The organism is Stenotrophomonas sp. 85239_Sma, assembly GCF_056481725.1.
Genome location: NZ_CM151163.1, coordinates 4274138 through 4298639 on the forward strand (window position 1 = coordinate 4274138; position 24502 = coordinate 4298639).

The window sequence follows — 24502 nt, forward strand, 5'->3', positions numbered from 1 at the left end:
TTCCCTGCATGCTCCCCAGCCTGCCCCTGCTGCTGGCCCTGCCGTTCCTGATGGCAGCGGCTGTTGCGGCCTTCCCCCGTAGTTCGCGCTCGACTGCTGCCTGGCTGGCGGCGCTGGCGCCGTTGGGTGGGCTGGCCATCCTCGGCTGGCTGACCCCGTCCGTACTCGATGACCAGGTGGTCCGCACCCTGGTGCCCTGGCTGCCGCAGATCGGGCTGGACTTCACCCTGCGCCTGGACGGGCTGGCCTGGATGTTCGCCGGGCTGGTGCTCGGCATCGGCGCGCTGGTGGTGTTGTATGCGCGCTACTACCTGAGCCAGCAGGACAACGCGCACCGGTTCTACTGCTATCTGCTGCTGTTCATGGGCGCCATGCTGGGCATGGTGCTGTCGGGCAACCTGCTGTTGCTGATGATCTTCTGGGAAATGACCAGCATCAGCTCGTTCCTGCTGATCGGCTTCTGGTCACACCGCCAGGATGCCCGCGAAGGCGCACGCATGGCGCTGGTGATCACCGGCGGCGGCGGCCTGGCCCTGCTCGGTGGCGTGCTGCTGATCGGCCGCATCGTCGGCAGCTTCGACCTGGACGTGGTGCTGGCCGCCGGCGAGCAGATCCGCGCCAGCGCACTGTACCCGTACGCCCTGTTCCTGGTGCTGGCCGGCATCTTCACCAAGAGCGCGCAGTTCCCGTTCCACTTCTGGCTGCCGCACGCGATGGCGGCGCCGACCCCGGTGTCGGCCTACCTGCACTCGGCCACCATGGTGAAGGCCGGCGTGTTCCTGCTGGCGCGGCTGCATCCGGCACTGGCCGGCAGCGATCTGTTCTTCTATACGGTCAGCGGTATCGGCGCGCTGACCCTGCTGATCGGCGCCTGGAACGCGATCTTCCAGCATGACCTGAAGGGCCTGCTGGCGTACTCGACCATTTCCCACCTGGGCCTGATCACCCTGCTGTTCGGGCTGTCCACGCCGATGGCGGTGGTCGCCGGCGTGTTCCACATCCTCAACCACGCCACCTTCAAGGCCTCGCTGTTCATGGCCGCCGGCATCATCGACCACGAGACCGGCACCCGTGACATGCGCAAGCTGGGGGGGCTGCGCAGGCTGATGCCGTTCACCAGCGCGCTGGCGATCATCGCCTCGCTGGCGATGGCCGGCATCCCGCTGCTCAACGGGTTCCTGTCCAAGGAAATGCTGTTCGCCGAAGCCATTACCGCGGGCGGACCGGGCATCATGCGCGCGGCCGTGTCGATCGCCGCGCTGCTGGCCGGTGTGTTCGGCGTGGCCTACAGCCTGCGCTTCGTGCACGACACCTTCTTCGGCCCCGGCCCGCACGATCTGGACCGCGTGCCGCATGAGCCGCCGCGCTGGATGAAGGTGCCGGTGGAACTGCTGGTGGTGATCTGCGTGGCGGTGGGCGTGGCCCCGGCGCTGACGGTGGCACCGGTGCTGCATGCCGCCGCGGCGTCGATCCTCGGCCCGGCGATGCCCGAGTACAGCCTGGCGGTGTGGCACGGTTTCAACCTGCCGCTGGCGATGAGCGCGATGGGCGTGGTCGGGGGCGTGGTGCTGTACTTCGGGCTGCGCAAGCTGATCAACCTGCACGGCGTAACCAACGTCAGCACCGGTCGCAACGTATTCCATGCGCAGCTGGATGCGGTTTCCGCGCTGGCCATGCGCCTGACCAACGGCATCGCCAATGGCAGCCTGCAGCGCATGCTGCTGGGCCTGGTGCTGGTGGCGATCGTGGTCGCCGCCGCGCCGTTCGTGGCCAACCCGGCCTCGCCGGACTGGACCGCGCCGCAGCCGATTCCGCTGCTGGGCTGGGCACTGTGGCTGGTGATGATGGCCTGCGCGGTCGCCACCCTGCGCATCTACAAGCAGCGCCTGCTGGCGGTGCTGCTGGTCGGCGGCGTCGGCCTGATGGTGGCGCTGACCTTCGTGTTCCTGTCCGCGCCCGACCTGGCCCTGACCCAGCTGCTGGTGGAGATGGTGACCCTGGTACTGATGCTGCTGGGCATGAACTACCTGCCGGCGCAGTCCGGGCCGGAGCGGCCGCGCTGGCGCAAGCGCCGTGACGCAGTGATCGCGATCATCGCCGGTGCCGGCCTGGGCGCACTGGCCTATTCCGCGATGACCCTGCCGCCAAACACCATGGCCGGCGAGCTGCTCGCCCGTGCCCTGCCCGAGGCCTATGGCCAGAACGTGGTCAACGTGATCCTGGTCGACTTCCGCGGCTTCGATACCTTTGGCGAGATCACCGTGTTCGGCATCGCCGCGCTGGTGGTGCATGCCCTGCTGCGGCGCACGCGGATGGCGCCGGAGCAGATCATGCCCGGCCCGCCGATCAAGCTGCCGGTACCGGCCGACCTGGCGCAGATCATGTTCCCGCTGACCCTGACCGTGTCGATCTTCCTGTTCCTGCGCGGCCACAATGCCCCGGGCGGTGGCTTCATCGCCGGCCTGGTGCTGGCGGTACCGCTGCTGATCCAGTACGTGATCCAGGGCACTGCATCGGTGGAATCGCGCTTCGGCTTCGACTACATCCGCTGCATCGGCATGGGCCTGCTGATCGCCATTCTCAGCGGCAGTGCATCGATGCTGTTCGGCGTGCCCTTCCTGACCAGCGGCCATCTCGACCTGCACCTGCCGCTGATCGGCGAGGTCCCTCTGGCCAGCGCCATCGGCTTCGATATCGGCGTGTATCTGGTGGTATTCGGCGGCGCCATGCTGATGCTGTCGATGATGGGCACGATCAAGCCCTCACGCACCCGTACCGCCCGCAAGGGCGAGATCGACCTGCAACGCCGTTCGGCCCGCACCGGGGAGATGCACTGATGGAACTGGCCCTGGCGACCGCGATCGGCGTGCTGACCGCCATCGGCATCTACCTGCTGCTGCGCGCGCGCAGCTTCGACGTGATCCTCGGCATGACCTTCCTGTCCTATGCGACCAACCTGCTGATCTTCGCTGGCGGCCGCGTGGTGCTGGGCAAGGCGCCGGTGCTGCAGGAGGGCGTGGACAGCCACCTCGGCAACTACACCGACCCGCTGCCGCAGGCGCTGGTGCTGACCGCGATCGTGATCGCCTTCGCGATGACGGCGGTGAGCATCGTGCTGGCCATGCGCAGCCGCAGCGACAACCACAGCGACCATGTGGACGCCCACGAGCCGGATGACGACCTGCAGGATGAGGGCGTGCCGCCGCGCCAGGGCGAGGACCGCGCATGAACCACCTGGTGATCCTGCCGATCCTGATTCCGCTGCTGGGTGCCGCGCTGTCGCTGTTCGTCGAACACCGCCGCTATGGCCCCAGGGTGCAGCGCGCGGTGGCCTGGACCGCGCTGTCGGCGCTGGCGCTGGCGGTGGGCCTGCTGTTTGCCTCCACCGCCAGCGGTGACATCAACGTCTACCTGCTCGGCGACTGGCCGTCGCGGCTGGGCATTGCACTGGTGGCCGACCGGCTGTCGGCATGGATGCTGCTGACCACCCTGTTGCTGGCCATTCCCTGCCTGCTGCATGCCTGCTCGGGCTGGGACCGGCGCGCACCGCATTTCCATGCGCTGTTCCAGTTCCAGCTGGTCGGCCTCAACGGTGCGTTCCTGACCGGCGATATCTTCAACCTGTTCGTGTTCTTCGAGGTGATGCTGATCGCCTCCTACGGCCTGCTGCTCAGCGGCGGCCGTGGCCTGCGCATGCGCATCGGCCTGCACTACGTGGTGTTCAACGTCACCGCCTCGACCCTGTTCCTGATCGCACTGGGCCTGCTGTACGCCTCGCTGGGCTCGCTGAACATGGCCGAGCTGTCGCAGCGCATCGCCGAGGTGCCGCCGGCGCAGTTGACCCTGGTGAAGGCGACGATGGGCCTGTTGCTGCTGGTGTTCTGCGCCAAGGCCGCGCTGATGCCGCTGTACCTGTGGCTGCCGGAAGCCTATTCGCGCGCACCGGCGGCCGTCGCTGCACTGTTCGCGATCATGACCAAGGTCGGCCTGTACTCGGTGCTGCGCATCCAGATGCTGTGGTTCGGCGACGATGCCGGTGCGATGGCCGGCTATGGCCGCGACTGGCTGCTGTGGGCCGGCGTGGCGACGCTGGTGCTGGGTGGCCTGGGTGCACTGGCCGCAACCCGCCTGCGCGTGCTGATCTCGTACCTGGTGATCGTGTCGGCAGCCACCCTGTTCATCGCCTTCTCGGTGGGCACGCCGCAGGTGCTCTCGGCCGGCCTGTACTACCTGCCGCACAGCAGCTTCGTGGCCGCTGCGCTGTTCCTCATCGCCGATCTGATCCGCCGCCGTCGTGGCGGTGCCAGCGACCGCAAGGAAGTGGTCGCGCCGATGCCGGGCAAGGAGACCCCGGCCGTGCTGTTCCTGATCGGCGCAGTGTCGGTGGCGGGCCTGCCGCCACTGTCCGGCTTCCTGGCCAAGGCCGCGCTGCTGGCCGGCATGCCGGCGCAGTACACCGGCCCGGTCTGGACCGCCGTGCTGGTCAGCAGCCTGCTGGTGATCATGGGCCTGACCCGCGGTGGCATCCGCCTGTTCTGGCGTGTGCCGCCGGTGGAAGCCGATGCCCCGAAACCGCGCAAGGCCCGCCTGCGCCGGGTCGAGCTGTATGCCGCGTGCCTGCTGCTGGCCTATGGCATCGGCATGACCCTGGCTGCCGCACCGCTGATGCGCTACACCGACGCCACCGCCGCACAGCTGCTGCAACCCAGCGAGTATGTGCAGCAGCTGCGTGCGACCACGCCGGAGATCCGCCAGCCATGACCGCCCAGCGCTCCCTGTTCCGCCGCATCATTCCCTCGCCGATGCTCAGCATCATGGTGGTGGCGTTCTGGCTGCTGATGTCCGACAGCTTCACCCTCGGCCAGATCGTGCTGGGGCTGCTGCTGGGTGTAGTGGTGCCACTGTTCGCCGCACGCCTGGACCGCGAGTTCGCCCGCATCGGCACCCTGCGCCCGTTGCCGAAGCTGCTGTGCGTGACCCTGTGGGACATCCTGATGTCCAACATCCGCGTCGCGCTCCAGGTGCTCGGCCCGGAGAAGAACATCCACCCGGGCTTCATCTGGCTGCCGCTGGACATCGCCAACATCCACGGCATCGCCGCGCTGACCAGCATGATCACCCTGACCCCGGGCACGGTCTCGGCCGCGCTCAGCGACGACCGCAAGTTCCTGCTGGTGCACGTGCTGCACCTGGAGGACCCGCAGGACCTGATCGATACGATCAAGCGCCGTTACGAGGCGCCGTTGATGGAGATCTTCCCATGACCGGTTTTGAAGTCATCCAGACCACCTTGGTGGTGTGCATGCACGTGGTCGGCCTGGCCATGCTGCTGGCCACCTGGCGCCTGCTGCGCGGGCCGACCGTGCCCGACCGCATCCTCGCACTGGATACCCTGTCGGTGACCGCGATCGCCGAACTGATGTTGTTCGGCATGTACCTCAACTCGCCGATCTACTTCGAGGCCGCGTTGATCATTGCCATGCTGGGCTTCGGCAGCACCGTGGTGCTGAGCAAGTTCGTGCTGCGCCGGGACATCGTCGAATGATCACCGCGATCCAGATCGGCCTGTCGATCCTGCTGCTGTTCGGCTGCTTCTTCATCCTGGTCGGCGCACTGGGGCTGGTGAAGCTGTCCACCTTCTTCAAGCGCCTGCATGCACCGACCAAGGCCAGCACGCTGGGCGTGGGCTGCGTGCTGGTGTGTTCGGTGTGCTACCACATCTTCCTGGGCCAGGACCCGCAGCCGCGCGAGCTGCTGATCACCGTGTTCCTGTTCATCACCGCGCCGATCAGCGCCCACATGATGGCCAAGGCCGCGCTGTCGCTGCTGATGGAAACCCGCCCCAGCCTGCCGGGCAACGAACCGGCCGCCGAGGAGCAGTTGCCGCCGCCGGAACCGGTGCGGGAAGAAGAGACCTCGCAGAACCGGTAAATCGGTAGAGGCCGACCTTGGTCGGCGCTTCGTTTCCCCAAGTGCCAACCAAGGTTGGCATCCACCGGATGATCGGTGGTGGGTGCCGACCGTTGGTCGGCACGAAACCAACCGCATCCACGCATGGCGTGGATCTACAACGCCGGTGCGCCCACCAGCAGCAGCTCCAGCACGAACCAGCCAACGAACGCGACCAGCAGGATGCCGCCTTCGCCACGGTTGATCTTCAGGTCGCCGCGCAGCATCGGGTACAGCACCAGCGCGAACGCCAGCAGCGCCGGCAGTTCCAGGCGCACGAACGAGGCCGGCAACGCCAGCGGCTGCAGCAGCGCCATCGCACCGATCACCAGCAGCAGGTTGACCACGCTGGAGCCCAGCACGTGGCCCAGCACCATGTCGCCATGACCGCGACGCGCGGCGGCGATGGCCGTGGCCACCTCCGGCAGTGCAGTGCCGATCGCCACCGGCAGCAGGCCGACCAGCAGCGGCGTCCAGCCCAATGCCGCGCCGAAGTCCGCTGCGGCACCCACCACCAGCCGCGCGCCCCAGTACAGTGCCAGCGCGGCAATCAGCACCCGCAGTATGTTCAACGGCAGACTGGTGCGGCTCAGCGCGGATTCGGCGATGGCCGCCTGCACCTCGGCGCTCTCAACACGGCCGCGGCGCAGCAGCAGTACCTGCACGACGATGAAGCCTGCCACCAGCACGCCGCCCTCCCAGCGCGCCAGGCCACCATCAAGACCGAACAGGATCAGCAGGACGCCGGCCGCCAGCAGCGACCACCACAGCACCGTCTGCAGGCGCGCGCGCAGCAGCAGGGGCGCGGCAATCGCCGCCACCGCCAGGGTCAAGCCCAGGTTGACGATGCTGCTGCCGACCGCATTGCCCAGTGCCAGCTCCGGCTGGCCGACTGCCAGCGCGCGCGCGTTGACGGCAAGTTCCGGCAACGAGGTGGCCACCCCGAGCAGCAACAGCCCTGCAGTGAACGGGCTGGCCCCGAAGCGCTGGGCCAGGCCGGACACGGCCTTGACGATGGAGTCCCCACCCAGCGCCAGCAACAGCAGGCCGAGCAGGAACCAGGCAATGGCAATGGTGATCATCGAGCACTCCCCCAGCGGTCGTGGCGCGATTCTACGCTGGCCCCGCGCGCATGGCTGGGCCGTGGATCAAGGATCAGCCGCAGCCCTCCACATAATCGACCTGCGGGGTCTGCCCGACGCGCCAGGCACCCACCCGGCCATCGGCACCGAGCGCGAAATCGATCACCGCCCCACCCTCCTGCGCCGGACGCACGCGCAGGTGCTGGGCCTTTTCGTCGTACTTGTCGGGGCCGACGTCGCCGCGCTCGGGGTACAGCACCTGCAGCTCGCCCAGGGTCATGCCGACCCTGCCGCCACCCGGTGCGGCAATGGCCGCGCTGCGCACGTCGTAGCGCACCAGCTTGCGGCCTTCGATCATCAGGCGCGGGTCTTCGGCGTCCTGCGGGCGCAGGACGTAGCAGCCGTCATTGCCGTCGTCGGCCGGCAGCGGCTTGCCGCTGGCGTCGGTGCCCAGCCCCTGCAACGGTGTGCCAAAGCCGCTGCGGACCTCGGCGATACCAGCGCCCAGCTTTGCACCGGCGAAGCCATCCAGGCGCGCGGGACTGTCTTCGCGGCGGTCATCGGCTGGACGGGCTGCCAGATCAGGATCCGTCGACTGCGCGGGCCCCGTTGCCGAAGCGGTTTCGGCCGGGGTGTCGCTGCCACTGCCGGCTGCCCCCTGTTTGTCATGGCCGCCGCAGGCGGTGAGCGAAAGCAGCAGCAGACCAGCAAGCGGAAGGTGCTTCATCGATGCGGTTCCCTGGCACGAAGGTGGCTGCACGCTAGCCCATCCCGTGTGCAGGCGCTGCATTGTCATCGCCGTTTCATCGCCTTCGTTCAGGCTCGGCGTGCACCGACTTGGCTGTCCCTTCCATGCAACCGCGCAAGACCGATCTCGCCCGAACCGCGCTGCAGGCACACCGCGCGCCGCTGGACATGCGCCAGCGCCGGTTGCTGATCCTGTGCGATGGCCAACGCAGCATTGCCGACCTGACCGGGCTGCTCGGCCCCGAGGCTCCGGCGATGGTCATCCAGCTGGTGCAGGCCGGCTACCTGAGCACCGGTACCGGTGCCACAGCCCCTCCGCCGTCGCTGGCTGCCGCGGTAGAGCCACTGCAGCCCGCAGTACCCGCCGCGGCGCCCGCTGCCCCCCCGGGCACAGCCGTCGAACGCCGCCGCTCGCTGGTGGCCGCGCGCATCTATGTGCTGGGCATCCTGGAAATGCAGCGCCACCCGCAGGCGGCAGCGCTGTTCCGCGACCTGCAACAGGCGCGTGCAGAGGAAGAGGTGCTGCAGCGGCTGCAGTCGGCGATGCAGATGCTGCCCGGGCTGACCTCGGAGGGCTATTGCCAGCGCGTGCGCCAGCGCCTGCTGGAAGCACTGCCGCTGGAGCATTGCGACGCGTTCGCCGAAGTGGCGTAAGCGCAGGTTCCGGCGGTCATCATCCACGCATGACGTGGATCTACGGCTCCACATCCCGACCGCTCTCCGGTAGATCCACACCATGCGTGGATACGGTCAGGATCCGTGCCGACCAACGGTCGGCATCCACCGAGGGCTGCGGTTGGTAGATCCACGCCATGCGTGGATACGGTCAGGATCCGTGCCGACCAAGGTCGGCACCAACCCAGCTAGCGGGACGACCGGAAGTTGTTGCGCAGGCCATTCCAGCACTGCTGGTAGTCGCCCTGGCGATGGCCGGCAGCCAAGGCCTGCGCGCTTGGGCGGATCACCGCGCGGGTCTCGAACATGAAGGCCATCGTGTCCTTGATCACGTCCGCCTTGGACAGGTCTGCATTGGATGCCTTGTCGAAGGTCGGGGCATCCGGGCCGTGGCCGCTCATGCAGTTGTGCAGCGATGCGCCGCCCGGCACGAAGCCTTCGGCCTTGGCATCGTAGGCCCCATGCACCAGGCCCATGAACTCGCTGGCGATGTTGCGGTGGAACCACGGCGGGCGGAAGGTGTTCTGCGCCACCAGCCAGCGCGGCGGGAAGATCGCGAAGTCCATGTTGCTGGTCCCCGGCGTGTCGCTGGGCGAATGCAGTACCAGGAAGATCGACGGATCCGGATGGTCGTAGCTGATCGAACCGATGGTGTTGAAGCGGCGCAGGTCATACCGGTATGGCGCGTAATTGCCGTGCCAGGCCACCACGTCCAGCGGCGAATGGTCGATCGGTGCACGCCACAGGCGGCCGTCGAACTTGGCGATGAGCTCGAAATCGCCATCGATATCCTCGAACGCCGCGTGCGGGGTCTCGAAGTCGCGCGGGTTGGCCAGGCCATTGGAACCAATCGGGCCGAGGTCCGGCAGCTTCAGCAGCGCACCGTAGTTTTCGCAGATGTAGCCGCGGCTCGGGCCGTCGGGCAATTCGACGCGGAACCGCACGCCGCGCGGGATCACCGCGATCTGCTGCGGCTCGATCTCGACCACGCCCAGCTCGGTCAGCAGGCGCAGCGCGCCCAGCTGCGGGACGATCAGCAGCTCGCCATCGGCATCGTAGAAGTAGCGGCCGACCATGTCGCGGTTGGCAGCGTAGAGGTGGATGCCCACGCCGGCATGCGCATCGGGCGAGCCGTTGCCCCCCATCGTGTACAGGCCTTCGACGAAGTCGGTCGGCAGTTCCGGCAGCGGCAGCGGGCTCCAGCGCAGCTGGTTCGGCGAAGCCGGCTGGGCGCCGAAATCACACTGCAGCTGCGACTGCGCGAACGGGGTGAACTCGCCATGGGTCACCGCCGGACGGATCCGGTACAGCCAGCTACGGCGATTGCTGCCGCGCGGCGCGGTGAAGGCGGTTCCAGTCAACTGCTCGGCGTACAGGCCGTGGGCCACCTTCTGTGGCGAGTTCTGCCCGACCGGCAGCGCGCCGGGGACGGCCTCGGTGGCGAATTCGTTGCCGAAACCGGACTGGTAGCCGCGGGCGGTGATGGCGGTGGACATGGGGGCTCCTGGAAGACGGCGAGACCGGAACGGAAAGCAGCCGAGCATGGCTCGGCTCTACAGGCAAGCAGGCGCCGGGGAATGCCCCGGCGCCGCCCAGGACCTTACAGCACGCCGCGGCGGATCTGGTCGCGCTCGATGCTCTCGAACAGCGCGGTGAAGTTGCCTTCGCCGAAGCCTTCGTTGCCCTTGCGCTGGATGATCTCGAAGAAGATCGGGCCGATGCAGTTCTGGGTGAAGATCTGCAGCAGCTTGCGCTGGTGGGTTTCCGGATCGGCGTCGATCAGGATCTTGTTCTTCGCCAGGCGCGGCACGTCTTCACCGTGGTTCGGAACACGCTGGTCGATCACGTCGAAGTAGGTCTCCGGCGTGTCGAGGAAGTCCACGCCCTGCGCGCGCATCGCTTCGACGGTTTCGTAGATGTTCTCGGTGAAGCAGGCGATGTGCTGGATGCCCTCGCCCTTGTAGGCATCCAGGTACTCGTTGATCTGGCTCTTCGGGTCGGACGATTCGTTCAGCGGGATGCGTACGATGCCATCCGGCGCGGTCATCGCCTTGGACACCAGGCCGGTCTTCAGGCCCTTGATGTCGAAGTAGCGGATCTCGCGGAAGTTGAACAGACGCTCGTAGTAGTCCGACCACTGCTGCATGTTGCCGAAGTACAGGTTGTGGGTCAGGTGGTCGATGAAGGTCAGGCCGAAGCCGAACGGGTGCAGGTCGGCGCCTGCGATCGGCTCGTAGTCGCCGTCGAAGATGCTGCCGGCGCTGCCGTAGCGGTCGACCAGGTACAGCATGCAGTCACCAATGCCCTTGATGACCGGCGCGCTGACCGCCTTGCTGTCCGGCTTGAAGGTGATGGCTTCGGCGCCGTTGCCCAGCGCGGTCTGGTACACCTCCTGGCCCGGCTTCTTGAAGCGGATGGCGAAGCCGCAGGCGCACGGGCCATGCTTTTCGGCGAAGTCCGAGGCGAACGAATCCGGGTCTTCATTGACCAGGAAGTTGACGTCGCCCTGGCGATAGACGGTAATCGGACGCTGCTTGTGCTTGAGCACCGCGCTGAAGCCCATCTTCCGGAAGTACTCGTGCAGCTCCTGGCCACGGCCGGCCGGGGCCGCGAATTCGACGAACTCGAAGCCGTCGATGCCCATCGGGTTCTCGAAGGTGGTGACCTGCATGCCGGGGTTGGGATGCGAGGCGGTCGGGACTGCGGTATTCATGGCGTGGCTCCGAATCGGTACCGCATCGGTACAAACCAGGTGCGGGCAGGTAGGGACCCGGCGAGAATGCAGGGTCTGGACCCACCCCTTATAGTTACACTTGAAACCACCAGCAAGGTGCACCGCAACATGAGCCCCGATCCCGCCTCGACCCGCCTGCGTGCCTCGCACGTCCTGCTCGACCTGGAACAGTTCCTGCCGTATCGGCTGAGCGTGCTGTCCAACCGGGTCAGCGGCAACATCGCCAAGCTGTACGGCGATCGTTACGGCCTGGCGATTCCCGAGTGGCGGGTGATCACCATCCTGGCGCTTTACCCGGGCTCCTCGGCCAGCGAGGTCTCCGACCGCACGGCGATGGACAAGGTGGCGGTCAGCCGCGCCGTGGCCCGCCTGCTGGAGCGCGGCTTCATCAAGCGCGAGACCCACGGCGACGACCGCCGCCGCTCGGTCCTGGCACTGTCGGCGGCCGGATTCGAGGTGTATGAGACCATCGCGCCGATGGTGATCGAGATTACCCGCAAGCTGATGTCGGTGCTGAGCGACGAGGAAGAGCAGGTGCTGGAAAAACTGATCCTGCGCCTGGCCGGGGAAGGGCTGGAGCGGATGGGCGAAGGGGTCTGAGAAAAAAGGGGACGGAGGGAATTAAGTCGCAATCTGCACACATGTGCCTGATGCGACTTAATTCCCTCCGTCCCCTTTTTTCAGCTCAGGTGCTTGCGGCGTGCATGGATCCACGGCACTGCCAGCGCGGCGATGGCACCGCCGGCGAAGCCGAGTGAAGCCGCGACCGTGGCCGCTTCGACGGCCCCCGGCAGCGCCAGTGCTGCAGCCACCAGCAGCAGCGACGGCAGGCCGACAAAGGTGCCGAGGAAGAAGTGCCAGCGCGGTGACCAGGTGTTGAGCTGCAACAGGCTGACCGGTTGCCAGGCATCGGATGCGGCGTCCTCGGCAATCTTCGCCACCGCCTTGCCCAGGTCCACTTCCGGCAGCGCGCGTCCCAGGCGTGCGGTTGCCAGCAGCTCCGCAACCGCCTCCACCGGCGGGAAGCTGGACGGCCACGCGACCGGTGCCGGCACGCCGTAGGCGGTCAGCAGCGGCACGCTCAGCCACGGCGCCACCAGCGGGCGCATGCGACGGCGGCCGTGCACGCACCAGATCTGCGGTTGGCCGTGCGCGGTGACGCTGTACAGCGCCAGCTCGTTGGCCGGCGGATAGCCCAGCATGGTCACCCGCGCGGCCAGGCTGTCCTGGCCCATCACGCGCAGGAAGCCCGGGCGGCTGCGCCCTTCCTGCATCCACGCCAGCCCCAGTGACCCCACCAGGTACGCCTCAGCCACGTCCTTGCTGCCGGCGGTGGCGCGCTCGTCACTGGCCAGGTACCAGGCCAGCGATTTCGGTTCGGACACATCGTCCAGCCCCCAGCGGCTGTCGTCCCCCAGTACGTGGCGCACCGGCAGACGGGCAGGCGCGGTTTCGCCACGCTCGCCGGTCTGCAGGAACGGCAGCACGCCCTGGATGAAGGTGGACAGTTCGATCGCGCGCGCGCCGTGACCCTGCCATTCCGGCGGCAGCAACCCCGCCAGCTGGCCTTCGGCCGCCAGCGTATCGAGCCTCGATTTCTGCTCGACCAGCTTCTGCACCGCGCCCTTCAGCACCACGTTGTCGGGCAGCGCGATCTGCGGCAGGCGGTGGCGTGGCGGTGCCAGTTCGACGGTGGCCTCGCCGGTACCGGCGTCATCCAGCAGCGCCTCCTGCGGCGGCAGGGTCACGCCCTCGCCTGCCCCACCCTCGGCCAGGTCGCTGGCAGGTTCGGGCAATCGTTCGGCGTGGTCGCTGTGCATGGGCGTTCCGGTAGGTTGCGTCGACGGGGCGTCGACTGAGGTCCTTGCCGGTAACGGCGTGCTCACGGTGAAGTTGAGACGCCGGTTCAGAGAGTGTGACGGTGCGCGCAGTAGAGCCGCGCAGGGCGTGGATGCGCCTCAGTGCCGACCAACGGTCGGCACCCACCAGGGCATGCTGACCAACGGTCGGCACCCACCAGGGCATGCTGACCAACGGTTGGCACCCACCAAGGCGTGCCGGCCAACGGTCGGCACCCACCAGGGCATGCCGACCAACGGTCGGCACCCACCAGGGCATGCTGACCAACGGTCGGCACCCACCAAGGCATGCTGACCAACGGTCGGCACCTACCTGGATTGCCGGCCAGCAGCCGGCACTAGCCTATTCCGGCTTGTCAGGTGCCCACTGCTTGAGGAACGCGGTCACGCGCGCGGGCTGGAAAGCTTCGCCCTTGCGCAGCTCGCCGGTCGCCTGCGACACCAGCAGGCCACCATCTGCGTCGAGCACCAGCAGGTACGGGTAGTCGCGTTCCATCACCGGGTATTGGGCGAAGAAGGCGGCGTTGGGCTGTTCGTCGCTGGCGTTGACCTTCACCCACACGTAGTGGGCATCACGGAAGCGGCGCAGGTCGCCGTTGCCTTCCACCACGTCGTCCAGCGCCCGGCAGCGATCACAGGCGGCGTTGCCGATCTCCAGCAGGATGCGCTTCTTGCCGCGCTGGGCTTCCACCTTGGCGGTGGCCAGATCGTCGGCGGGGTCGCGGGCCGGGTCGAACTGCGCACCGAGCCCGGCGATGGCGGCGATGTCCGCCGCCACCGGGGTGTTGCCCGAGGCCACCGGTTCGCTGGGGTCAGCGACCGGTGGCTCGGTGGGTCGGGTATCCAGAGGCTGCGTGGGCTCGGCGGCGGCAGGCGGTTGCGGTTGGGAACAGGCGCCGATCAGCGCCGCACAGACCACCACCACTACACCACCGAGCTTGCTGCGCATGCCTACTGCCCTCTCATCATTTGACGCCGTGCATCAGCTTGTTGATCAGCGGGGCGACCAGGAACAGCACCACGCCGGAGCCGATCAGGGCCCAGAACCCGAAGGTATACCCCTTCAGGGCCGACTCGACCGTCATGCCGCCTTCACCACTGACCACGCCAGCGAAGATGCCCGACAGGTTGTTGCCGATGCCGGTGGACAGGAACCAGCCACCCATGCCGAAGCCGACCAGGCGCACCGGGGCCAGCTTGGTCACCATCGACAGGCCGATCGGCGACAGGCACAGCTCACCCACGGACTGGATGACGTAGACCATGAACAGGGTCCAGAACGGGATCTTGCCGTCCACGACCATCTGCGACAGGGCGAACATCAGCAGCGCGAAGGCGGCGCCGTTGAACAGCAGGCCCAGGCCGAACTTGCGCGGGATGGACGGATTGGCGCGGCCCATGGCCACCCAGATCCAGGCGATGATCGGCGCCAGGGTGATGATGGCCACCGAGTTGACCGACTGGAACCACGCGGTCGGGAACGTCCAGTCACCGAACTGGCGGTTGACGATGTTCTCGGCCAGGAAGGTGAACGAGCTGCCGGCCTGTTCGAAGAACATCCAGAACATCACGTTGAAGGCGAAGATGATCAGCATGGCGATCACGCGGTCGCGCTGCACCTTGCCCTCGCGGATGCCCTCGACCAGCAGCAGGATGGCCAGCGCGGTGAACATCGCACCCAGGATCCAGGCCAGCGCGGTGGCGCCGGTCGCCAGCAGGAAGTACGCGACCGGGATGGCAACCACGGCACCGGCCAGCACCATGATGATGCGGCCGAAGCCTTCAGCGCCGGCCGGCGGTGCACCGATGCCCTTCAGGCCGGCGCGACCGATGTAGAACCACACCAGCGAGATCAGCATGCCCACGCCCGAGGCGATGAACACGACCTTGTAGGACGGCATCGCGTCGGTACCGAACACCTTGCGGGCCAGGTACTCGGTCAGCACCGGGGCGATCATCGCGCCGATGTTGATGCCCATGTAGAAGATGGTAAAGCCCGAGTCGCGGCGCTCGTCCTTCAGGCCGTACAGCTTGCCGACCATGGTCGAGATGTTGGGCTTGAACAGGCCGTTGCCGACGATGATGGTCGCCAGGCCGAGCTTGAAGATGTGCTCCTGCGGCAGCGAGATCATGAACAGGCCGGCGGCCATGATGATCGCGCCGGTCAGGATCGATCGCTGGTAGCCCAGTACCCGGTCGGCCACGTAGCCACCGAAGATCGCCGCGGCATACACCAGGGCCAGGTAGGCGCCGTAGATGCGGCTGGCGTCGCCTTCACCGGCAGCGCTGCCGTTGTAGAACTGGGCGACGATGTACAGCACCAAGGCCCAGCGGATGCCGTAGAACGCAAAGCGCTCCCAGAACTCGGTCATGAACAGCATCCACAACGGGCGCGGATGGCCCAGCGTGGTCTTGAAGTCCGGCAGCGCCGGCTCTGGGGTGTTCGCAGTGGCGTTTACGCTCATGCGGATTTCCTGGTTCGGTGGATGACGAGCACGTCCGCTGTGCAGTTGGAGCAACGCGCGAGGATCACCGACTTCTGGCGTTCACGTCAAATACACGCCGTTTGAGGCAGGTGCCAGCCTGCTCGCTGAACTTGCATCTGAAACGATCCAGCCAATGGCCGGGGTCCAAGCTGAATGGGGGTCAGCCCCGTTCTGCCGGGGGCGCCGCCTGCAGGCTGGTGCGCACCTGGAACAGTTCGGGGAAGAAGGTCAGCTCCAGCGCCTTGGCCAGGAAGCCGACGCCGGACGAGCCGCCGGTGCCGCGCTTGAAGCCGATCACGCGCATCACCGTGCGCATGTGTCGGAATCGCCACAGCTGGAAGGCGGTCTCCAGGTCGACCAGGTCCTCGCACAGCGAATACTCGCGCCAGTAGCGGTCGGTGTCCTGGTAGATGCGCTCGAACACCGGCTGCAGTGCGTCGTCGGCCACATGCGGCTGGGTCCAGTCGTGGGATTCGTACACCGCCGGCACGGCATGGCCGAAGCGGGCCAGGTACTTCAGGAATTCCTCGTACAGGCTGGGCGCTTCCAGCACGGTGCGCAGCTGCGCCTGCCCGGCCGGGTCGTGCTCGAACACCTGCAGCATCTGCGCATTCTTGTTGCCCAGCAGGAACTCGATGTAGCGGTACTGCAGCGACTGGAAGCCCGAAGACGGGCCCAGCACGTCGCGGAAACCCATGTATTCGGACGGGGTCAGCGTTTCCAGCACCGACCACTGCTCGGTGAGCTGGCGCAGCACCTGCTTGCTGCGCGCCAGTACCTTGCGGCACTGCCAGACTTCATCGCGCTGCAGGAAGCCGATCGCCGCGCGCAGTTCGTGGCCGAGCAGCTTCAACCACAGCTCAGATGTCTGGTGCTGGATGATGAAGAGCATCTCGTCGTGGTGCGGCGGGCTGGACAGCGGCTGCTGCGCGCTGAGCAGCTGGTCCAGACGCAGGTAGCCGCCGTAGGTCAGGCGTCCCTGCAGGTCGGTGTGGATGCCGGCTTCGAGATCGCGTTGGTTGTTGTCGACGGACATGGGCGGGACCAGATCGGGGGCGGCAAGGGTAGCGCGTTGCCGCCGCGCTGGCAGCCGCCGGGTCCATACCGGGGCGTGCGGTTGGCCGTGGAGCATCGGCCGATGCCGGGCCTGCGCGTGGAACCGTCCGCGCCGTTGTACTGGCGGTCAGCCAGAGGCGTATTCTGATGCTTTGCAGCAACGACTGAATACGTTGTTGTTATTGGCCCCCCACCCGCCGGCAGGGGTAAAACGGGGAATCGCCGTGTTGCGGCGCAGGAAGGCTATTCCGTACGCGTTCCTTAACATGGCGATTCATATCATTTGTAACTTCTCTGTCGAAGGTGCAGTACGCAATGACGGTTGCCGCTGAATTCAAGATCGAATACCTGCAGTACCTGGACGCGGACGGCAAGCTCGTCCGCGATGACCTGCCGGCGTCGCTGCGCGACCCCAAGGTCCTGGTGCCGCTGTTCAAGCAGATGCTGTTCGTACGTACGTTCGACAGCAAATCCATCGCGCTGCAGCGCACCGGCAAGCTCGGCACCTACGCCGCCTGCCTGGGGCATGAAGCCGCGCACGTGGGTATCGGCGCTGCGATGCAGAAGGACGACGTGTTCGCGCCCTCGTACCGCGAGTATGGCGCGATGTTCATGCGTGGCGTGCGCCCGCACGACGTGCTGATGTACTGGGGCGGCGACGAGCGCGGCAATGACTACGGCGGCAACGCGGCCAAGGACTTCCCGTTCTGCGTGCCGATTTCCACCCAGTGCCTGCATGCCGCAGGCGCGGCGCTGAAGTTCAAGCTCAACAAGGAACCGCAGATCGCGGTGGCCGTGTGCGGCGACGGCGGCAGCTCGAAGACCGACTTCTACGCGGCACTGAATTCGGCCGGCGCCTACAAGCTGCCGCTGATCCTGTGCATCGTCAACAACGGCTGGGCCATCTCGGTCCCGCGTTCGGCCCAGACCGGTGCCGAAACGCTGGCGCAGAAGGGCCTGGCTGGTGGCCTGCACTGCCTGCAGGTGGACGGCAACGACCTGATCGCAGTACTGGCGGCAATGGAGCAGGCGCGCGAACGTGCGCTGGCCGGCGATGGCGGCACCGTGCTGGAACTGATGACCTACCGCCTGTCCGACCACACCACCGCCGATGACGCGCGCCGCTACCGCGACGACGCCGAAGTGAAGGATGCGTGGCAGCGCGAGCCGATGCTGCGCCTGCGCAAGTACCTAATCAACGCCGGCGTGTGGAGCGAGGAAGAAGAAGCCGCCTGGACCGCCGAGTGCGGCACGCGCGTGGACGAGGAAGTGAACCTGTACCTCAACACGCCGGTGCAGCCGGTCGAGGCGATGTTCGACTTCCTGTATGCCGATCCGCCGCCGGACCTGCTGGCCCAGCGTGCCCAGGCGATCGCCCTGGAGCAGCGCCATGGATGAGATCATGAACGGCGCGCCCGGCGCGCACACCAACGCCGCCGACAGCGCTGCCGTCGCGCGCGGAGAACAGAGCATGACCACCACCCCCATCACCCTGATCGAAGCCATCACCCAGGCACTGGCCTGGGAGCTGGAGCACGACCCGTCGGTGCTGGTGCTGGGCGAGGACGTGGGCGTCAACGGCGGCGTGTTCCGCGCCACCGCCGGCCTGCAGCAGCGCTTCGGCTCCGAGCGCATCCTCGACACCCCGCTGGATGAAACCACCATCGCCGGCCTGACCATCGGCCTGGCGGCACAGGGCATGAAGCCGGTGGCCGAAGCCCAGTTCGACGGTTTCATGTACCCGATGGTCGACCATATCGTCTGCCATGCCGCACGCCTGCGTTACCGCACGCGTGGCCGCCTGCACTGCCCGATGGTGCTGCGCGTGCCGTGGGGCGGTGGCATCCGCGCGCCGGAACACCACAGCGAAGCCAACGAGGCGATCTTCACCAACGTGCCGGGCCTGCGCGTGGTACTGCCGTCGTCGCCGCAGCGCGCCTACGGCCTGCTGCTGGCCGCCATCCGCGAACCGGATCCGGTGATCTACATGGAGCCCAAGCGCATCTACCGCCAGTACAAGGAAGTAGTCGTCAACGACGGCGAAGCCTTGCCGCTGGACGTCTGCTTCGTGCTGCGCGACGGCACCGACGTGACCCTGGTGACCTGGGGCGCGCAGGTGAAGGAAGCGCTGGAAGCGGCCGACAAGCTGGCCGGCGAAGGCATCAGCGCCGAAGTCATCGACGTGGCCACGCTGCGTCCGCTGGACTTCGCCACCATCGCCGAATCGGTGGCCAAGACCGGCCGCTGCGTGATCGTGCAGGAAGCCCCGAAGACCGCGGGCTTCGGCGCCGAAATCGCCGCGCGCCTGGCCGAGGAATCGATCTACGACCTGCTGGCCCCGGTCGAGCGCGTCACTGGCTACGACACCCACATTCCGCTGTTCCGCCTGGAAATGAAGTACCTGCCGAGCGTTGAGCGGATCGTGGCTGCGGCCAAGCGCGCGGTGGCGGCCGGCTGACATGCGGGCCCGCCTTCTGGGGGCTTACCGCAGCCAGTATCCCAACCCGCTCCGGTTCCACACCGGCCAGATCGTCGAAGTAGGTGTCCGTGACGAGGAATGGCCGGCGTTTGCCTGGGTACGCACCAACGATGGGCGCGCTGGATGGGCGCCCATCGCCTGGTTGCAACTGCTGGACGAGGGTCGCGCCGAAGCCCTGTGCGACTACGACGCCCGCGAGCTGGATGTGGAAAGCGGCGAGATGGTGAAGCTTCATCACGAACACGGTGGGTGGTGGTGGTCCGAGCGCGCCAATGGCGCGACGGGTTGGCTGCCGGCCCGCGAACTGGAACTGCTGGAAGAGAACTGCAAATGAGCCAGACCAAGAACTTCAACCTGCCCGACCTGGGCGAAGGCCTGCCGGACGCGACCATCGTCGAGTGGTTCGTCAAGGAAGGCGATGTGATCAAGCTGGACGAGCCGCTGGTGTCGATGGAGACCGCCAAGGCCGTGGTGGAAGTGCCCTCGCCGTTCTCCGGCAAGGTGCTGAAGCTGTCCGGCGCTGCCGGCGACATCATCCCGACCGGTTCGGTGCTGGCCAGCTTCGAACTGGACCCGAACCTGCCGCAGCGCGCCGATGGCCAGGACACCGGCCACAGCCATGGCCACGCCGCACCTGCCGCTGCACCGACGCCGCCGCCGCTTCCCGCTGCTGCCGCACCGGTGGCCGCTGAAGCTGCCAAGCCCGCCGCCGCCGAGCGTGATGACGCCGGTACCGTGGTCGGCGCGATGCAGAGCTCCAACACCGTGCATGCCGAACAGGCGCTGGCCGTCGGTGGCGTCAAGGCCGTCCCGGCCGTGCGTGCGATGGCGCGCAAGCTGGGCGTCGACCTGAGCCGCGTGCCTGCCACTGGCACCGATGGCGCGGTCACTATGGCCGACGTCAAGCAGGCGGCCGCTGATGGCAGCGCAAAGATCGGTGCAGCTCCGGCTCCGGCCGCTGCCGCCGCCTATGCCGCGCCGGCCCCGGCGCAGGTGTCCGCTCCGGTGCAGAGCGAAGCGCGCACCCCGCTGTCGGCCGCCGGCAAGCCGATGCGTACCCAGCCGCCGGGCGTGGTCGCCAAGGGCCAGCCGGAACCGCTGAAGGGCGTGCGCCGCAACATGGCCCGTGTGATGGCCGACGCACACAGCAAGGTCGTGCCGACCACGCTGAATGACGACGCTGACATCCACGCCTGGCTGCCGGGCAACGACGTCACCGCGCGCCTGGTGCGTTCGATCGTGGTTGCCGCGCAGAAGGTGCCGGCGATGAACGCCTGGTTCGACGGTGAAGCGCTGACCCGCACCCTGCACGCGCAGGTGGACATCGGCATCGCCGTGGACACCGACGATGGCCTGTTCGTGCCGGCCCTGCGCAACGCCGACATGCTCGATGCACGCGGCATCCGCGAAGGCGTCAACCGCCTGCGCGAGCAGGTGGAATCGCGTTCGATCGCCGCCTCGGAACTGAGCGGCTACACCATCTCGCTGTCCAACTTCGGCATGTTCGCCGGCCGTTACGCGACCCCGGTCGTGGTGCCGCCGTGCGTGGCCATCGTCGGTGCCGGCCGTGCCCGCCACCAGATGACCCCGGTGATGGGCGGCGTGGAAGCGCACAAGGTGATCCCGTTGTCGGTCACCTTCGATCACCGCGCGGCTACCGGCGGTGAAGCCGCCCGCTTCCTGCGCGCGATGATGGACGACCTGGCGCTGGCCAGCTGATCAGGTGGGTGCCAACCTTGGTTGGCACATGACTTGGAAAGGACGCCGGGCAATGCCCGGCGTTCTTTTTCTCGCACCCACGCATCGCGTGGATCTACACAATGCGGGCGATCAATCGCGCGCCACCATGCCCTCGGCGCGGCTGTACACACGCAGGCGGTGGCCATCAGGATCTGCCCCGACGAAGGTGTGGCCGAATTCCAATGTCACGGGTACCTGCAGGATCTGCACGCCGAGTGCGTGCCACGCATCGTGCATCTGCTGCACGGCCTCCGGGCTGGCGACCACCATCGCCAGTTCGGCGGCACCGGCCTGCGCGGATACCGGCGGCTGCACGTCGTCGCGCTGCCAAAGGCCCAGTGCGGCACCATCGCCGAGCAGGAACAGGGCAAAGCCGGGCGACTGCTCGACCGGTGGCTTGCCGAGAATGCCGCTGTAGAACGTGGCGCTGGCGGCGACGTCGCGCACGTACTGCAGCAGGGTGCTGGGGGTGAACATGGGGAAGCTCCATTGTTGGGAGCGTTCATGGTGGTGCGGCCCTGCTGACAGATTCTGTCAGTAGCGTCGAGCTTGCTCGACTGCCGTTGCGGTTGCTCTGGTAGATGTCGAGCTTGCTCGACTGCTGTTCGCGAAGATCAAAGGCGGCCGAGCAAGCTCGACCCCTACCAGAAGCAGGAAGTGAAGCGCGGAAGCAGTCGTGCAGGCTCGACGCTACGAACGGTCCAACCAGTCCGGCGCGATGCCCTGCGCCTTCTGCCAGCGCCGCAGCAGGGTGGCGCGGGGCACGAGGTAGTGATCCTCCAGCACGCGCACCTGGCGGATGCGGTCCAGGCGGAAATGGCGAAAGTCCTCGCGGCGCTCACACCACGCCGCCAGCATCGGCACTTCGTCGAAGTAGCCCAGCGCGAACGGCCAGACGATTCGCTCGCTGCGCTGGCCCTGCGCATCCTCGTAGCCGAACTTCAGGCGCTGCTGTGAACCCACGGCCTCACGCACAGCCTGCAGGCGCGCAGCGGGAACCTTGGTCGCCGCACGCGAAGGGCCAACGCGCAGGCCGCTGTCACGCAAGGCTTCGCGACGCGCGGCAGGCAATACATGCGCGATGCGCGCCAAGGCGTCTCGTGCGGCCTCGGCCAGCGCCGGCTCTGTGCGTGCCGCGACCCAGCGCAGGCCCAACACCAGTGCGTCGATCTCGGCCGGTGGCAGGGTCATGGGAGGCAAGGTATCGCTCGGCGCCAGCTGGTAGCCGACCCCGGCCTCGCCGCGCAGGTCGGCGCCCTGCTCGCGTAGCGTCTCGATATCGCGGTACAGCGTTCGCAGGCTGATGCCCAGCGCTTCGGCCAGCATCTGCCCCGCGACCGGCCGCCGATGGCGGCGCAGCAGCTGCAGCAGCTGGGTCAGGCGCAGCGCACGCGACATCAACCGACCAGTTCGCTGGATGCCACCACGTGCTCGCCCGGTTGCGGAGCGAGCGCGGCCTCGACCAGTGTCTTGGCGATCTCGCTGGCCGGATTGATCCGCCACGCCCGTGGCAACACCGGCCCCAGTGCACCCAACACCGTCAGTGCCAGGCGCTCGCCGCGACGCACCTCGTTGCGCTCGCCACCGATCAACCCCGGGCGTACCAGCGTCAGCGAAGCGAAGCCCAGCGCACGCAGGTCACGCTCCAGCTCGCCCTTCACCCGGCTGTAGAAGATCGACGACTGCGGGTTGGCGCCGGCCGCGGAATTCAGCACATAGGTCTGCGCACCCTGTGCCTGTGCCAGGCGGGCGAACGCCAACGGGTAATCATGGTCGATGCGATGGAAGGCCTCGCGGCTGCCGGCCTGGGCGATGGTGCTGCCCAGCGCGCAGATGACCGCATCCACGCGCGCCCACCCAGGCGCGGCGGGCAGCGCATCGAAGGCCAGCACCGGGTTCTTCAGCGTCCCGTGGGTCACGCCCAGCGGGCGGCGGGTGGGAGCGACCACGGCGCTGCAGCGCGGGTCATCCAGCAGCCTGCGCAGGGTCAGCCCGCCGACCAGGCCGGTTGCCCCCAGCAACATCACGCGCATCACCACCTCCACTGCGGCATCCTGTCGCCCATCCTAGCCGTTCAAGCCGTCGGCGGCCGCGCCGATATGCTGGAACCAGTCCCTGCCAGCCCCAGGATTCGCTCCATGACGGACCAGCCCGACCACCGCCCTGCCCCCGGTACCGCCCTTGGGCCGCCGGCACGCGTGCGCGCGGTGGTGGACGATGGACTGGGTGACCGCGTGGTGCTGCAGGGGGGTGGCGGCGTGGCCCTGCAGCAGCTGTTCGCCGGTGCCGACGCGCCGGAGCCGCTGCTGGCGGCGTTCGCCAACGGCATGGCCACCCTGCCCGGCGAACTGGGCGACATGGGCGATCGCCTGCAATCGGCGCAGGCCAGTGCCGATTGGCCGCGCTATGGCCGGGCCATGCGGCAGCTGATCGACAAGTACATCCGCACCATCGAGCAGCATTCGCCCGACGGACAGCCCGACAGCCTGCGCCTGTCCGAACAGCTGCGGCTGTTGCTGGGCGGCGCGGTGGTGGCCCTGCTGCAGCACGACCCCGATCTGCGCGAACAGGCACAGGCACTGGCCATGCAGCTGCGGCAGTGGCAGCCGGGCACGGCACTGGAACCGATCGAACAGGGCGTGCGCGAACTCGGCCACCAGGTCGGCGTGCGCGCCGAGAGCTGGCAGGAGCAGCAGGCGCTGCTGCTGGAGCTGTTCGCACTGCTGCTGGAGAACGTCAGCGAGCTGCTGGACGACCGCAGCTGGCTGCAGGGCCAGATTGCCGCAGTGCGCCATCTGCTGGACGGACCGCTGGAAGCCGAAGCGGTTGAACGTACCCGTGCCGAGCTGCGCGAGGTGATCTACAAGCAGGGCCTGCTGCGCCAGGGCATCGACGATTCGAAGGCGGCGATGCGCGGGTTGATGGGCGAGTTCATCGAGCGCATGGATGGCATGGCCACCAGCACCGGCGAATACCACGACCGCATCGGCAGCTACGCGTTGCAGCTGCGCGAGGCACGCAGCATCGCCGACCTCAACCAGCTGCTGCAGGACGTGATGCGCGACACCGGCAAGGTGCAGCAGCAGGCCGCGCAGGCGCGCGATCACCTGGCCAACGCACGCCAGGAAGTGGAACGCGCCGAACAGCGCATTGCCGAGCTGGAGCAGGAACTGCGCGCCGCCGGTGACCTGGCACGCATCGATCCGCTGACCCAGGCACTGAACCGCCGTGGCCTGGACGAACTGCTGCAACGCGAACTGGCGCGCGCCGCTCGCAACAACTCACCGTTGGGCGTGGCGGTGATCGATCTGGATGATTTCCACCAGACCAACGATGCACATGGCCATGCCGGCGGCGATGCACTGCTGCAGCACCTGGTGGCTGTGTGCAAGCTGCTGCTGCGCGCCACCGATGGCATCGCGCGGCTGGGTGGCGACGAGTTCGTGCTGGTGCTGCCAGAGACCCAGGGTGCCGACAGCATGGCCACCGTGCAGCGCCTGCAGCGCTCGCTGGCGCACCGGGTGCTGACCGTGCAGGACCGCCGCGTGCCCGTGCATTTCAGTGCCGGGCTGGCGCAATGGCAGCCCGGCGACGATACCGAGACCCTGCTGCGCCGCGCGGATGACGCGCTGTATGCGGCCAAGCGGCAGGGCAAGAACCGGGTGCAGGCGGGTTGATCGCGGAATGGGGTCTAC

At 67.6% G+C, this 24502-nt stretch carries 24 protein-coding genes; 13 read left to right on the top strand and 11 right to left on the bottom strand.

Annotated elements, in window-relative coordinates; genetic code table 11:
• Nucleotides 1-8 precede the first annotated feature (8 nt).
• From ACYKG1_RS19865 to ACYKG1_RS19890, 6 genes are read left to right on the top strand one after another with little or no spacing between them, the layout of a single operon-like run.
• Nucleotides 9-2837: a monovalent cation/H+ antiporter subunit A gene (locus tag ACYKG1_RS19865; RefSeq protein WP_262227830.1), complete on the top strand. Its 2829-nt coding sequence runs from the start codon at nt 9-11 to the stop codon at nt 2835-2837.
• Nucleotides 2837-3229 (top strand): Na+/H+ antiporter subunit C, encoded by a 393-nt coding sequence (locus tag ACYKG1_RS19870; protein WP_049423184.1) that lies wholly within the window; start codon nt 2837-2839, stop codon nt 3227-3229. The genes ACYKG1_RS19865 and ACYKG1_RS19870 overlap by 1 nt, the downstream gene beginning before the upstream one ends.
• Nucleotides 3226-4761 (top strand): monovalent cation/H+ antiporter subunit D, encoded by a 1536-nt coding sequence (locus ACYKG1_RS19875; protein ID WP_478471173.1) that lies wholly within the window; start codon nt 3226-3228, stop codon nt 4759-4761. The genes ACYKG1_RS19870 and ACYKG1_RS19875 overlap by 4 nt, the downstream gene beginning before the upstream one ends.
• Nucleotides 4758-5264: a Na+/H+ antiporter subunit E gene (locus ACYKG1_RS19880; RefSeq protein ID WP_100474231.1), complete on the top strand. Its 507-nt coding sequence runs from the start codon at nt 4758-4760 to the stop codon at nt 5262-5264. The genes ACYKG1_RS19875 and ACYKG1_RS19880 overlap by 4 nt, the downstream gene beginning before the upstream one ends.
• A complete protein-coding gene (locus ACYKG1_RS19885) occupies nt 5261-5545 on the top strand; it encodes a K+/H+ antiporter subunit F (protein ID WP_005411334.1) in 285 nt (94 codons plus the stop codon). The genes ACYKG1_RS19880 and ACYKG1_RS19885 overlap by 4 nt, the downstream gene beginning before the upstream one ends.
• Nucleotides 5542-5931, top strand: a complete 390-nt coding sequence (locus ACYKG1_RS19890) for a Na+/H+ antiporter subunit G (protein ID WP_100474234.1) — start codon at nt 5542-5544, stop codon at nt 5929-5931. The genes ACYKG1_RS19885 and ACYKG1_RS19890 overlap by 4 nt, the downstream gene beginning before the upstream one ends.
• Before the next feature lie 134 nt (nt 5932-6065).
• Here the strand turns inward: ACYKG1_RS19890 and ACYKG1_RS19895 are convergent, their stop codons facing one another.
• Together ACYKG1_RS19895 and ACYKG1_RS19900 are read right to left on the bottom strand one after the other, a co-directional pair.
• Nucleotides 6066-7031, bottom strand: coding sequence for a sodium:calcium antiporter (locus tag ACYKG1_RS19895; protein ID WP_100474237.1), 966 nt, complete (start codon nt 7029-7031; stop codon nt 6066-6068).
• Nucleotides 7032-7104: 73 nt separating this feature from the next.
• The gene (locus ACYKG1_RS19900) at nt 7105-7758 is read right to left on the bottom strand and encodes a hypothetical protein (RefSeq protein ID WP_478471174.1); all 654 of its coding nucleotides are present in this window, start codon (nt 7756-7758) and stop codon (nt 7105-7107) included.
• 125 nt (nt 7759-7883) lie between these two features.
• Here ACYKG1_RS19900 and ACYKG1_RS19905 point away from each other — a divergent pair, with 125 nt between their 5' ends.
• The gene (locus ACYKG1_RS19905) at nt 7884-8432 is read left to right on the top strand and encodes a hypothetical protein (protein ID WP_100474244.1); all 549 of its coding nucleotides are present in this window, start codon (nt 7884-7886) and stop codon (nt 8430-8432) included.
• 209 nt (nt 8433-8641) lie between these two features.
• On the opposite strand, the gene hmgA is transcribed toward ACYKG1_RS19905, so the two are convergent.
• Both hmgA and hppD read right to left on the bottom strand, forming a co-directional pair.
• Nucleotides 8642-9949, bottom strand: a complete 1308-nt coding sequence (gene hmgA, locus ACYKG1_RS19910; protein ID WP_100474247.1) for a homogentisate 1,2-dioxygenase — start codon at nt 9947-9949, stop codon at nt 8642-8644.
• Nucleotides 9950-10053: 104 nt separating this feature from the next.
• Nucleotides 10054-11166, bottom strand: a complete 1113-nt coding sequence (gene hppD / locus ACYKG1_RS19915; protein WP_202908132.1) for a 4-hydroxyphenylpyruvate dioxygenase — start codon at nt 11164-11166, stop codon at nt 10054-10056.
• 129 nt (nt 11167-11295) lie between these two features.
• Between hppD and ACYKG1_RS19920 the strand changes: the two genes are divergently transcribed.
• Nucleotides 11296-11787, top strand: a complete 492-nt coding sequence (locus ACYKG1_RS19920; protein WP_057501376.1) for a MarR family winged helix-turn-helix transcriptional regulator — start codon at nt 11296-11298, stop codon at nt 11785-11787.
• An 80-nt stretch (nt 11788-11867) separates the two neighbouring features.
• Here ACYKG1_RS19920 and ACYKG1_RS19925 read toward each other — a convergent pair whose 3' ends face one another.
• From ACYKG1_RS19925 to ACYKG1_RS19940, 4 genes are all read right to left on the bottom strand, one after another.
• Entirely contained in the window at nt 11868-13007 is a 1140-nt protein-coding gene (locus tag ACYKG1_RS19925; protein WP_478471175.1) for a hypothetical protein, read from the bottom strand.
• 382 nt (nt 13008-13389) lie between these two features.
• Entirely contained in the window at nt 13390-13995 is a 606-nt protein-coding gene (locus ACYKG1_RS19930) for a thioredoxin family protein (RefSeq protein WP_478471176.1), read from the bottom strand.
• A gap of 16 nt (nt 13996-14011) precedes the next feature.
• Nucleotides 14012-15511 (bottom strand): peptide MFS transporter, encoded by a 1500-nt coding sequence (locus ACYKG1_RS19935; protein WP_014038761.1) that lies wholly within the window; start codon nt 15509-15511, stop codon nt 14012-14014.
• A 181-nt stretch (nt 15512-15692) separates the two neighbouring features.
• Nucleotides 15693-16568: a tryptophan 2,3-dioxygenase gene (locus ACYKG1_RS19940; RefSeq protein WP_262083614.1), complete on the bottom strand. Its 876-nt coding sequence runs from the start codon at nt 16566-16568 to the stop codon at nt 15693-15695.
• Nucleotides 16569-16903: 335 nt separating this feature from the next.
• Here ACYKG1_RS19940 and pdhA point away from each other — a divergent pair, with 335 nt between their 5' ends.
• Genes pdhA through ACYKG1_RS19960 form a run of 4 tightly spaced genes read left to right on the top strand, consistent with a single transcriptional unit; the run spans nt 16904 to nt 20786 of the window.
• Complete coding sequence (gene pdhA / locus ACYKG1_RS19945) at nt 16904-17986, top strand: pyruvate dehydrogenase (acetyl-transferring) E1 component subunit alpha (protein ID WP_100474259.1); 1083 nt, start codon at nt 16904-16906, stop codon at nt 17984-17986.
• Nucleotides 17979-19046, top strand: coding sequence for an alpha-ketoacid dehydrogenase subunit beta (locus ACYKG1_RS19950; RefSeq protein ID WP_478471177.1), 1068 nt, complete (start codon nt 17979-17981; stop codon nt 19044-19046). The genes pdhA and ACYKG1_RS19950 overlap by 8 nt, the downstream gene beginning before the upstream one ends.
• 1 nt (nt 19047) lies before the next feature.
• Nucleotides 19048-19401, top strand: coding sequence for an SH3 domain-containing protein (locus tag ACYKG1_RS19955; RefSeq protein WP_005411349.1), 354 nt, complete (start codon nt 19048-19050; stop codon nt 19399-19401).
• Nucleotides 19398-20786, top strand: a complete 1389-nt coding sequence (locus ACYKG1_RS19960; protein ID WP_478471178.1) for a dihydrolipoamide acetyltransferase family protein — start codon at nt 19398-19400, stop codon at nt 20784-20786. Before ACYKG1_RS19955 ends, ACYKG1_RS19960 begins: the two co-directional genes overlap by 4 nt.
• Before the next feature lie 111 nt (nt 20787-20897).
• Here the strand turns inward: ACYKG1_RS19960 and ACYKG1_RS19965 are convergent, their stop codons facing one another.
• The 3 genes from ACYKG1_RS19965 to ACYKG1_RS19975 all read right to left on the bottom strand — a co-directional run bounded on the left by ACYKG1_RS19965 (nt 20898) and on the right by ACYKG1_RS19975 (nt 22840).
• Nucleotides 20898-21284, bottom strand: a complete 387-nt coding sequence (locus tag ACYKG1_RS19965; protein ID WP_262083615.1) for a VOC family protein — start codon at nt 21282-21284, stop codon at nt 20898-20900.
• Nucleotides 21285-21497: 213 nt separating this feature from the next.
• Nucleotides 21498-22205, bottom strand: coding sequence for a helix-turn-helix transcriptional regulator (locus ACYKG1_RS19970; RefSeq protein ID WP_478471179.1), 708 nt, complete (start codon nt 22203-22205; stop codon nt 21498-21500).
• Nucleotides 22205-22840 (bottom strand): Rossmann-fold NAD(P)-binding domain-containing protein, encoded by a 636-nt coding sequence (locus ACYKG1_RS19975; RefSeq protein ID WP_478471180.1) that lies wholly within the window; start codon nt 22838-22840, stop codon nt 22205-22207. The genes ACYKG1_RS19970 and ACYKG1_RS19975 overlap by 1 nt, the downstream gene beginning before the upstream one ends.
• 105 nt (nt 22841-22945) lie before the next feature.
• Here ACYKG1_RS19975 and ACYKG1_RS19980 point away from each other — a divergent pair, with 105 nt between their 5' ends.
• Complete coding sequence (locus tag ACYKG1_RS19980; protein WP_478471181.1) at nt 22946-24484, top strand: GGDEF domain-containing protein; 1539 nt, start codon at nt 22946-22948, stop codon at nt 24482-24484.
• Nucleotides 24485-24502: the final 18 nt, after the last annotated feature.